7 protein-coding genes are annotated in these 11,249 nt (G+C 54.3%); 5 read left to right on the top strand and 2 right to left on the bottom strand.

Going from position 1 to position 11,249, the window contains the following annotated elements:
• Positions 1-331 precede the first annotated feature (331 nt).
• The 3 genes from EKD02_RS06170 to holA all read left to right on the top strand — a co-directional run bounded on the left by EKD02_RS06170 (position 332) and on the right by holA (position 2,889).
• On the top strand, positions 332-1,123 hold the full coding sequence (locus EKD02_RS06170) for a dihydroorotate dehydrogenase electron transfer subunit (RefSeq protein WP_126384531.1): 792 nt from the start codon (positions 332-334) through the stop codon (positions 1,121-1,123).
• Between the two features lie 147 nt (positions 1,124-1,270).
• Entirely contained in the window at positions 1,271-1,777 is a 507-nt protein-coding gene (locus EKD02_RS06165) for a single-stranded DNA-binding protein (RefSeq protein ID WP_011889577.1), read from the top strand.
• A 71-nt stretch (positions 1,778-1,848) separates the two neighbouring features.
• Complete coding sequence (holA, locus tag EKD02_RS06160; protein ID WP_126384528.1) at positions 1,849-2,889, top strand: DNA polymerase III subunit delta; 1,041 nt, start codon at positions 1,849-1,851, stop codon at positions 2,887-2,889.
• A 13-nt stretch (positions 2,890-2,902) separates the two neighbouring features.
• Here the strand turns inward: holA and EKD02_RS06155 are convergent, their stop codons facing one another.
• A complete protein-coding gene (locus EKD02_RS06155; protein ID WP_126384525.1) occupies positions 2,903-5,740 on the bottom strand; it encodes an autotransporter outer membrane beta-barrel domain-containing protein in 2,838 nt (945 codons plus the stop codon).
• Between the two features lie 447 nt (positions 5,741-6,187).
• Positions 6,188-7,180, bottom strand: a complete 993-nt coding sequence (locus EKD02_RS06150) for an NAD-dependent epimerase/dehydratase family protein (RefSeq protein ID WP_126384522.1) — start codon at positions 7,178-7,180, stop codon at positions 6,188-6,190.
• Between the two features lie 209 nt (positions 7,181-7,389).
• Between EKD02_RS06150 and EKD02_RS06145 the strand changes: the two genes are divergently transcribed.
• Positions 7,390-8,592, top strand: a complete 1,203-nt coding sequence (locus tag EKD02_RS06145; protein ID WP_041470012.1) for an aminotransferase class I/II-fold pyridoxal phosphate-dependent enzyme — start codon at positions 7,390-7,392, stop codon at positions 8,590-8,592.
• 275 nt (positions 8,593-8,867) lie between these two features.
• Entirely contained in the window at positions 8,868-11,234 is a 2,367-nt protein-coding gene (locus EKD02_RS06140) for a TonB-dependent receptor (protein WP_244924410.1), read from the top strand.
• Positions 11,235-11,249: the final 15 nt, after the last annotated feature.

The raw sequence follows: 11,249 nt of genomic DNA, 5'->3' as shown, positions 1-11,249 counted from the left end.
GTCTCTGGACTACAGCACTCCTGATGAAGTGTATCGTTCAGGCCAAGGCGGCGGGGCCCACATCGTTGACAAGTACCGGCTCAAGAACGAGCCACAGGAAGAGTTAAATGAACAAGAGGAGCAGCGCCTTTCTGCTGCATAAACAGCAGGTTTCCAACTTAAACTCAGGCCCTTTTTGTCTATAGGACGGGGTCCACTAAATATCATTCCTTCAGGCCAGAAACCCTGCCGCACCCTGGTTTCTTCTGCGACTCTGTTTGCAAATGACACTTTCCCTGCATTAATTATCTTCTGAAATTAAGCTCTTTTTCTCAGCACACTGAACCCAGCAATGCACGAAACCTGCACCATAGCCGATTCCCGCGCAACAATAACAGCATCACGACGCATCAGTCCGGACACGAGCGTCATCACTCTTGCCTGCCCTGAAATTGCCGGAGCAGCCCGACCCGGCAACTTTGTGAATGTGAGGGTGAGCAGCTCAACACAACCGCTCCTTAGAAGGCCCTTTTCCATTCACAACGCCGAAAACGGCCAGATAGAACTCATGGTCAAAGAGATCGGGTGCGGAACAGAACTCTTCTGCCGAACCGAACCGGGAACAGAGCTCATGGTACTCGGTCCGCTCGGCAACAGCTTCAGCGAACCTTCCGGCACCTTTTCAACTGCCGTGCTGGTATCAGGAGGCATTGGTACTGCCCCCATGCGCTTTCTTGAAAAAGCAATGACCGCAGCAGGGAAAAAGAGCATCAACCTGATCGGCGGCCGCAGCCAGAAGGAGCTGCTCAGCGACAATCTCTCCAACTGCCGCTTCTCAACCGATGATGGCTCGTGCGGCGTCAAGGGCACCGTGGTCGACCTGCTGGATGCCGAAATTTCAGCAATCGCAGCCGAGGGTAGGGTCAAAATTTTCGGCTGCGGCCCGACCCCCATGCTCAAAGCCCTCGCATCCTACTGCCGCCAGCACAGTCTGGCCTGTGAAGTGTCGCTTGAATCGGTCATGGGATGCGGCTTCGGCATCTGTTACGGCTGCAGCGTGGAAATCGCCAATCCCGAAGGCGGCACAAGAACCATACTGCTCTGCAGGGAAGGTCCTGTTATTGACGGAGCGCTGATGGTCTGAGGGGATGAACAGCACAGCGTATTTTGCAGTAAATTTTCACGACAGCTATATTGTTACGCAGGAGTCTCGTATACTATAAATGAGAATGTATAAACAGCCCCGGCTCCATTCAATTTACATGAACCCCAAACCAGAGGGACAGACATTATGGCACGAGGAATCAATAAAGTCACACTGATAGGCAACCTTGGAAGCGATCCTGAAGTCCGGCAGATCCCCTCGGGGCAGACCGTAGCCAATTTCACGCTGGCCACCTCCGACAGCTACAAGGACAACAGCGGCACCATGCAGGAGAGAACGGAATGGCACCGCATTGTCGTATGGGGAAGGCTCGCTGAAATCTGCGGCCAGTACCTCAAAAAAGGTCGTCAGGTCTATCTTGAAGGGCGCATTCAGACCCGCAGCTGGGACGACCAGAAAACCGGGGAAAAGAAATATGCCACCGATATTGTCTGCAACGAAATGCAGATGCTCGGAGGGCAGGGCGGCAGTGGCGGCGGAAGCTACGGTGACGCAGGCCAGCAGCAGGGAAGCACTCCGGCACAGCCTCAGGCACGCCCGCAGCAGAACGATCAGGCGGCACCCCCTGCAACCTCCCAGCCACCATCGGGGCCAATGATTGAAAACAACGACAAGGACGACCTCCCCTTCTGAGAGCCGAATTACCCGTAACGCGTTGAGGGGTGCCAGAAAAAACAGCACCCCGAAGCGCACCTTTCAAGCCGATGGAAACACTGAAAAAAAACATTCTTGCCGGAAAACTCTCGCCGGTATACTTTTTTCACGGCCCTGAAAGCTATCTCAAGGAAGAGTTCACCGCCCTGATCAGGACAGCAGCATTCCCTTCAGAAGAAGAAGCCGCCTGCAACACCCATGTCATCTACGGCCCCGACATCACCCCCGGTGATCTTGTAGCCAGGGCCTCGGAGTACCCGATGTTCTCCCCGAAGCAGCTGATCATTGTCCGGCAGTTTGAGAAAATCAAAAAACCGCCATCGAAAGATCTCCAGAAACAGCACGACCTGAAGCTCGCCGGCTACATGAACAACCCGGCTGAATTCACCATTCTGGTGCTTGATGCCGATCAGCTCGAAAAAAAGGATGCTGAAAAAAAACCATTCAGCACCCTCAAACCATTCCGCCACGACTTCCCTCTCATAAAAACCCCTGACCTGTTCGCCACACAGCGTGCCCGTGAGGCGGGTTGGGAATTCGAGCCCGATGCCCTCAAAGCCTTTACCGCCTACATACAGCCCTCATCAAGGGAGATATGCCAGGAAATTGAAAAAATGATCACCTACGCATCATCGCGAAGTGGCGAAAAGAACATCACTGCGGCTGATGTGTACGAATGTGTCGGCATTTCAAAAACATACAATGTCTTTGAACTTGAAAAAGCAGTTGCCGCAAGGAATCTGCGTCTTTCAAGCGGCATATCGCTCATGATCATGGACCGCGAAGGTCAGAAGGAAGGGCTCGGCAACATTGTCCGCTACCTCACAACATTTTTCATACGGGTCTGGAAACTTTCGCAGCCGGAAGTCCGGGGTATGGCGCAGTCCGACATGGCAAAACTTCTTGGCATGTATGGAAAACAGGAGTACTTCGTCAAAAACTACCTGGCCTACACCCGTTCATTTTCGCCTTCACAGACCAGCCAGGCGCTTCTGGCCCTCAAAGATACAGATGCATCACTCAAAGGGCTTCTCCCCTACGGAGACGAAAAATTCCTCCTCCTCCGTCTCATGCAGCAGCTCATCGGCTGAACCCCGCGCACCTTTAGAACGGCACCTTCACCCCCACCTCAACCGTGTGCGAGAAGGAATCCGTCGAACCTGAAGCAAGCATCGTTCCCGCCTTCACCCAGTAAACCGGATCAAGCACGCCGCCGGCACGGTTGCCGATGGTAACGCTGCCGCCAAAACGATACCGATCACCTGAAGTCTCCAAAGTGACCCCCGTTTCCGGATAGCTTACGCTGTTCAATGGATTCGGCTCAAACCTGACCGTCCCCTCCGCCACCAGATACCAGCCGGGACAATCCGTATTGAGAACAACTCCAAGGCCGCCAATTCCCATAATCCTCTCGTCGTCATCCACAACCAGCCGGCCTGTCGTCAAGGGAGCCAGGCTGAACCCGTCAACATGCCGCCAGAGCCCCTGAACCCTTGGTGAAAGAGCTACCCCGTAACCCAGAGGCAGCAGTACTTCCAACTCAGCCGACACAAAAATGCTCCCCGCAGCCACACGCTCTTTTGGTGCAATTGCATACCGGACATCAAGTTCATGCAGCCCACTGCCCGCTGCCAACTCAAAACGGTACAACCCTGGACGCGAAACGAATCCGTATGCTCCACCTGAGTAAAAAGTCCCCTCCAGCTCTCCCAGATCCTTTCCCCCGGGGGTTGACACACTGCCCGTTTCTGTCCCGGTTCCAGCAAAAACACCCGCACCATAGAATAGTTTCCCGGAACGCCGGTAGAGCATATCCCACCCGAGCTGCACAAACCTGAAGCTCCCCTCGGCAATACTCCCTGCATCCCCCCTCAACTCCTCACTATTCCACGACTTACCCGCTCTGACCCATGCGCCTCCAATTTCCGGGGACACCCCCTTTTCGCCCCCATAGGCTCTACGCTCCAAAAAACGGGGCACAAAAGACTCAATCGGCCCTGCAAGGAAAGGCATAAGGGCCTGCGCCATCACCGCTTCATCATCCAGACCCCTCACCCCGTAATACCAGTCCGTTGCACCAGTTCCATCCTCAACCACCGATACCGAAGCAGCATAGGGGCCGTAATCTGTTTCATCGACAACCACAAACGCATCCTCCGCCACCACACTCCGGGTATGCACCAGAAGCGACGGCTCAGCCGCCGCAAGTTCAGTAACCGAAGGAGCCACACTGAGCAGAAGCGTCGTCGTTCCCGACACAGTGCCCGACAGCGAGAGGAGATCCGCACTCCCCGCACCCACATCAAGCCCCACAGAGCCACCTCCGGCATAACCCCCATCCACCCTGAGGGAGCCACCGGCGTTTCCGTCGCGAAGCTCAATGAGCCCGCTATTGGCAAGACTCCCGGCAATCCGGTCACCGTGGCCCGCACCACCCGCCCGAAGCACAGCCCCCTCCAGCACCGACACTTCACCTGAAAATGACCCCAGAGCATCCATTCCGACCGATGAACCCATACCCACATCAAGATGCTCCCACCCCTGCATGGCACTTGAATACGCACCATTCCATCCACTGAACACCAGCCGGTCATCCCCGGTGCCTCCCAGGAGCTCCGGAACCCCAGAAATATCCGCTGTCCCGCTGAGGGTCAGCACATCGTCCCCATCGCCCAGAAAAACGCTGCCGATCAACACCGCTCCGCTGCCAAGCGCCACCCTGTCCACCCGCTCCGCTGTGTTATCAACGAAGCCACCGGCCCCGTCAAAATTTCCCGAACGGATGGCATACGCAGACGCCCCCGTAGCAGAGAGCGTTCCGGTAACATTCAGGTTCATCTCCGTCCATGCCATAATGGCCGCCGAAGCCCCGGACGATGAAGCAGTGATCGTCCCCGATATTTCCGCAGCATCAGACAAGGAACCCCCATCCAGCGAACTTCCGGACACATAAATACCTGCCGCATCTGTCCCGCCGGCTGAAGCAACTATGCATCCGGACACCCCGCCTATTAGATTGACGCCTGATTTAGCAGTGATGCCATAGGCTTCATTCCCCGCAATTGCTGTAGAATTGATGGTTCCCGAAAGGTCTCCGCCCACAGTCAACCCACCGCTAAGTTTCAGACCATAAGCCTTGTTATTGATGGCAGTCGAAGCTATCGTGCCGCTCAGATCGCCTCCCACAGCACAAGCACTTGCACTGATTCCGCCGGCCTTGCTATCACCAGCTGAGGCGGTAATACTACCGGAAAGATCACCGCCAATCGTCGTTGTCGCACTGGAATAAAGAGCATAAGCAGTTCCACCGGTAATGGCCGATGTCACAAAGCTGCCGGAAACATCCCCTCCTATGGTGATTACATTGGTTGCAATCAACCCCATTGCCCTGTTGCTCTTCGCAGTCGTCGTGATGTTACCCGAAACACTTCCATCAACAATAATATCGCCAGATCCTGTGCTTGATTCATTTGCCCACACCCCATATGCCCGATATGAAGTTGTTGTCGTCGTGGTGATGTCTCCAGCAAGATCACCGTCGAAATACACGATATCATCACCACCATAGGCCATAACAGTTGACTTACCGCTTGTCGTAATCGCCATACCTGAAGGCAAATTCAGAAGTGCTCTTCCTGAAGCCGAAAAAACTGCGGTTGGGTTGGGCAAAAGGGTTCCAGCCAGCTGCACCCCGCCGGCCGGAGCTTCAAAGGAGACATTTTTCGTCAGCACCGGCAATGCTTTGCTGAGCGTCACCGTTTCCGTCGTAAACCGTATCACATTATCCGCATCTGCCGACGCATTGACTTGTTCAACAGCCCAGCGCAGCGAATGTTCATCTCCATCATCTGAAGACAAGCTCACCTCAAACACCCCCGCACGGGCATCATCACAAAAAAAGAAACCAAGGAAAAGAAGCAGCCGAAGCAAACGCCTGTTCATACGCACTCCCGTTTGAAGGGTTGCGATGCCAAAAAAAACCTCACGCCAAGGGCGAAACCCCAAGAGGAAAGGCATCTGAAGCCTGTCATGGCTTATGCAAAAGCCCCGAAACCTGAACCCTTGAAAAAACCAAAGGGTCCCCCGATGCACTCGCAGTGCAGGGAATCATTCGTACAGGGAATGCAGCGGCAAATCGCTGTACGATCAGGCCAAAAGGCAGATATCAGCAGGCATTGCTGCCCGTAAGGAAGAAAGGGGGAAGAAAGAGAGCGCCGGAACCCTTTTACGCATGAAGCACCAGAACAGCAACCTCCGGATACATCTGCAGTCGGCAGGACCGGCCCGGTGCACAGTGCGCGTTCACAGTACTATTGACGGCATTTTCATATGGAAAAGTAGTCAATTGTAGGCAAAAGCGCAAAAAAGATGTGTAACTTTACAGAAATGCTACAAAAAGCCTTGTTCCCGGGCCCAGGCAATGGTTCCCGTAACACCCACTTCAGGACTGATGCCGGCAGTGAAGCCAAGCTCCTCGGCCGCTCTTCGGGGAGAAGAGACCCAGTAATCCTGAAGAAGCTCAAGAGCCTTGTCGCGATTGAGGATGGAGGCCTTGCCGGCAAGTGAGGCAGCCGCACCAGCAAGCGTCCCCAGGAGCATGACAGCCGGAGCCGGAAGCGATACCCTGAACACCCGCTGAACACCAAGTGCGATGCGCGCGGCTGCGACCACATCATCCCATGACCAGGGCCCGGAAGAGGTAATGTTATATATACGGCCGGCAGCAATGTCAGATCGGGCAGCCATCATGATACCCCGAATCAAATCATCCACATGAATCATGCTGAAACGCTGGCATCGGGCGTTGCCGGCGGAGATCAGGAACCCCTTTGAAAGCATCTGGAATACCTGCAGCACATCACGGTCGCCGGGGCCGTAGACTGCCGGAGGCCTGAGGATGGTGACCGGAATATCCCCGGCAAACCGAAGTGCAGCCTCCTCCCCCCGAAGCTTGCTCCGGCCATAAGCACTCACCGGGTGAGGAACTTCCGACTCAACAACACCCGGATACCCCGCGGAAGCAGGGCCGGCAGCCGCAAGCGACGATACCAGCACAAACCGCTTCAGCCCCGGATTATGATCACGAACAGCCGCAAGCAGGTTCTCCACAGGCAGCACATTCCCCCCGTCAAAAGCCGCATCGTCAACCGCCTTTGTCACCCCTGCAAGATGGATGATCCGGTCAACCCCCCTGACGGCGCGCTTAAGCGCCAAAGGGTCGTCAAATCCGCCACTGACCGCCTCTACGCCCGCATCCATTTCACGCCGGGGACTTCCCGGGCGCAGAAAAACCCGAAGCGTCTCACCCGCAAGCGAGGAATGACGAAGAAGGCGCCTGCCGATAAATCCGGTTGAGCCTGTCACCAGTATAGTTTCACCCATAATTCTTCACTTCGTTTTCTTCGGTTACGCCTTGCAATAGAAAAAGCGGGGCTTGTTATGAACAGAAAAAATAAAAAATTTCATACATTTCGGTTTCTGGGCAACATAGCCCACAGAGCTATTAAAACGGCCGCCCCCAAAATGGTGGGCCGCAACCACAAGAGAATTCCCAGCTCCCCTGCAGCAGCTGAAGCTAAATGTACATTACTGTGGAGAAACCGAAAGATCTGTTCAAAAAATGTTTTGACTTCACCCTTGCCGATGAGGTCAAGGCACAGGGAGTCTACCCATTTTTCCACCCCATAGACGAAAACGAAGGCCCCGTTGTCTCCTTTGGAGGACGCAAGCTGGTTATGGCCGGCTCCAACAACTATCTCGGACTCACCTCGAACCCCAGGGTAAAAGAGGCGTCGATAAACGCCATAAAAAAATACGGGACCAGCTGCAGCGGCTCGCGCTACATGACCGGAACCGTCAACCTCCACCTTGAGCTCGAACGGCAGCTGGCCGACTTTTTTGAAAAAGAGAGCTGCCTGCTCTTCAGCACAGGCTACCAGACTGGTCAGGGAATCATCCCCACGCTCGTGCAGCGCGGCGAATACCTCGTCTCCGACCGCGACAACCACGCAAGCCTTGTTGCCGCCGCCATCATGGCACAGGGAGCCGGAGCCAAGCTCGTCCGCTTCAACCACAACAACATGGACGACCTCGAACGGGTTCTCCAGAGCATCCCCGACAATGCGCCACGCCTCATCGTTGTTGACGGCGTCTTCTCGGTATCGGGTGAAATTGTCGAACTCCCCCGTCTGGTGGAACTCGCAAAGCAGTACGGAGCCCGAATCGTCATTGATGATGCCCACGCAGTCGGGGTCATAGGCAAAGGCGGCAGAGGCACCGCTTCTGAATTCAACCTCGTGGACGATGTTGACCTCATCATGGGCACCTTCTCAAAAACCTTCGGTTCGCTCGGCGGATATGTGGTGGGCGAAGAAAAGGTCATCGACTATATCAAGCACAACGCATCCTCACTCATCTTCAGCGCCTCGCCCACCCCGGCAAGCGTTGCGGCTGTACTGGTATCACTTCAGATCATCCGTGATCAACCCGAACTCATGACCCGGCTGGTTGAAAACACCGACTATGTCCGCCAGGGGCTGCTCAAAGCAGGATTCCGCCTCATGCCCTCCCGTACAGCCATTGTCACCGTTCTCATCAGCGACCAGATGAAGACCCTTCTTTTCTGGAAAAAGCTCTTTGATGCCGGAGTGTATGTCAACGCCTTCATCCGTCCCGGCGTCATGCCCGGGCACGAAGCGCTCCGCACCAGCTTCATGGCCACCCACGAAAAGGAGCATCTCGACAAGGTCATCACAGAGTTCTGCACCATAGGCAAAGAGCTTGGGGTTATTTGAAGTAAAAACAGCCGCAAGTTCCCACCACCCCACATCGTACCCCCGTTTCCCGGCACCCGGAAGCGGGGGTATTGACATTACACTGTTTTTTTGTCTATATTTATACTTTGTTCAAGTAATGCGACACAACACTCGCAGATATATTGTTCATCAACCACACACAACACACAACCATGAAATCAACCAAAGCACTGGCAGGTTCGCTTGCCCGTATTGTGTTGTCGGCATTTTTAATGCTGGCACTTTTGGTTCCATTAGCCGCCTAGGCCGGAACCATAACAGGAACAGTAACCGACAAAACCGACGGTGAAGGCGTTTACGGCGCCTCCGTTACAGTCAACGGAACCACAATTGGAACCGCCACAGATCTGGACGGCAACTTCACCCTCCGGAATGTACCCGAAACAACGCAGAAAGTCTCCGTCTCCATCATCGGCTACTCGCCCGCAACACAGGCCGTAACCGTTGGCGCAGCAGGCGCAACAGCTGATTTCACACTCTCACAGACCACCGTCATGGCTTCAGAGGTTGTGGTCGGCGCCGCAATGTATGAGCAGGACAGGCTTGATATGCCGGTAACGGTTTCCGTGGTCTCAAGCGAAGAAATCAAGGAGAAGCCCGCCGCATCACTCGATCAGGTGATTGAAAATGTGCCGGGAGTCGTCGTCAACCGTGCGGGCGGCTTCGGCACGGCAACCGTGCAAATCCGCGGATCAAACACCTTCAATGGTGGTGGAATCGGCACCAGGGTGCAGGGTCTTTATGACGGGTTCCCCATCAACACCCCCGTCACGGGAGAAATTGTATGGCACAACATCAACATGAACGCCGCCGACAAGGTAGAGGTGCTCAAGGGCGCAGCAGCGACCTTATACGGTTCAGGTGCAATGGGGGGCGTTGTCAATGTGCAGGGCAGCATGCCAGAGAAGTTCGAGGTCAAAGCAGGGTTCAGCGGCGGCTATTATGATGACCCTCCGGTTGGAGACAAGAGTGACTATTATGACACAGGGAGCACCCCATGGTTCTGGAACACCTATGTCGGCTTTGGCGACAAGCAGGACAAGCTGAACTACAGCGTCCTCTATTCGCATGGAGACGATGACGGCTACAAGCAGAACGCCAACTACAAGCTTGATGATATCAAGTTCAAAGCCAGGTATGACATTGATGCAAGGCAGTATGTCCAGCTAAGCACATTTTACAGTGAAACCAAGGCCGCTTACCCGACAACATGGCCGATAGACTTTGCGGCAAATAATACACCTTTGCCAGACTTTGCATATGAGAACCTTGGCGACAACTACGATGACGACTACATCAGACGGAAAAACGCTCTGGTCGGTCTGAACTATGTCAATATGCTGAGCAGCGACCTCAGCGTTGACACCAGACTCTACTACACCAGAAATGAGAACCGGGTGGAATACAATCCGGAAGGTGGTGATGAAACGACATATGTCCCAGGCGTTGGCCCTGTGGTATCCAGATATGCCGGGCAGTTCAACGAGGACATCTCTGACCGCTTTGGAGCCGGAACAAAGGTTGACTACCGCCTGAATGACAACCACCGCATGCTTTTCGGTGTAGATGCCAACATTGTTGATGTGCAGTCAACACAGTACACCGATGAAATTCCTGACGCCCCTGTCCTGGACGATGACGCCCTGCATGGCATTCAGGAACGCAACCTCGCATTTTTTGTGCAGGATGAATTCAAGGCGACAGACAGGCTGACGATTCTCGCATCGGTTCGCTATGACTGGAGCGACATCAGTGCTGACAATGTCACCTATGTGGATTATTCAGCCGTAGCCTCAACTACCAACTCCGTAACAACAGAAATCGATAACCCTTCTGTTGACGCACTGAGCCCTCGCATCGCGCTGAACTATCGGGCATCAGACAAAACAGCTCTTCGCGCATCATGGAACAGAAGTTTCCGGGCCCCGACACTCGCAGAACGATTCGTCCGCGATGCAGGAATATGGGACGGCAACCCGAACCCGGAACTTGACAAGGAAACCCTCACCGCGTATGAGGTCGGTATGTTCACGATGCTCAACAAGCGGGTCTCCTTTGACATCTCCGCATATCTGAACTACTACGATGACCTGATTGAGTCGCAGTTCTTGCCTGTAACAGGCAGTACTAAAACGACATATTTCACCTATACCAATGTCAACAAGGCACGGATCTGGGGTATTGAAACCGCGCTGAACATCAACCCCATCGATCCGGTGAATGTCGCTCTCACCTATAGTTACATGAACGCGAAAAACACCGACTATGAAGAGGGCGTAAACACATTCCTCGACGAAAACCCTGACCCGGAGTGGTTGCCGATGAGGCCTGAGCACACCGCGTCCGCAAGTGTCGCATGGAAGGCCACAAATCGCCTGACACTCAACACTTCAGGGCGTTATGTTAGTGAGTACAAAGCCGTAAATGCTTACACCGACCCCGATGGTGAAAACTATCCAGGCGACTTCGTAGTGTTCAACATCGGCGCAAAGTACAAGGTCAACGACAACTTCTCCACAACACTGCTCTGCAGAAACATCAACAATACGCAGTATGAAGAAGCCGAGTGGTTCCGTGCACCCGGCCGCAGCTTCGTTCTTGGCGTTGACTTCACCTACTGAAGTCAATTCAGGGAA

This window comes from Chlorobium phaeovibrioides, from assembly GCF_003968655.1.
GTDB classification, from domain to species: domain Bacteria; phylum Bacteroidota; class Chlorobiia; order Chlorobiales; family Chlorobiaceae; genus Chlorobium; species Chlorobium phaeovibrioides.
This window is presented reverse-complemented; position numbering and strand designations above follow the sequence as displayed.

What these genes read in the sequence shown, in the direction of transcription:
- EKD02_RS06150 (WP_126384522.1), bottom strand. Translation starts at nt 7,180, where the DNA reads ATGGGTGAAACTATACTGGTGACAGGCTCAACCGGATTTATCGGCAGG.
- EKD02_RS06155 (WP_126384525.1), bottom strand. Translation starts at nt 5,740, where the DNA reads ATGAACAGGCGTTTGCTTCGGCTGCTTCTTTTCCTTGGTTTCTTTTTT.
- EKD02_RS06165 (WP_011889577.1), top strand. Translation starts at nt 1,271, where the DNA reads ATGGCACGAGGAATCAATAAAGTCACACTGATAGGCAACCTTGGAAGC.
- EKD02_RS06170 (WP_126384531.1), top strand. Translation starts at nt 332, where the DNA reads ATGCACGAAACCTGCACCATAGCCGATTCCCGCGCAACAATAACAGCA.
- holA (WP_126384528.1), top strand. Translation starts at nt 1,849, where the DNA reads ATGGAAACACTGAAAAAAAACATTCTTGCCGGAAAACTCTCGCCGGTA.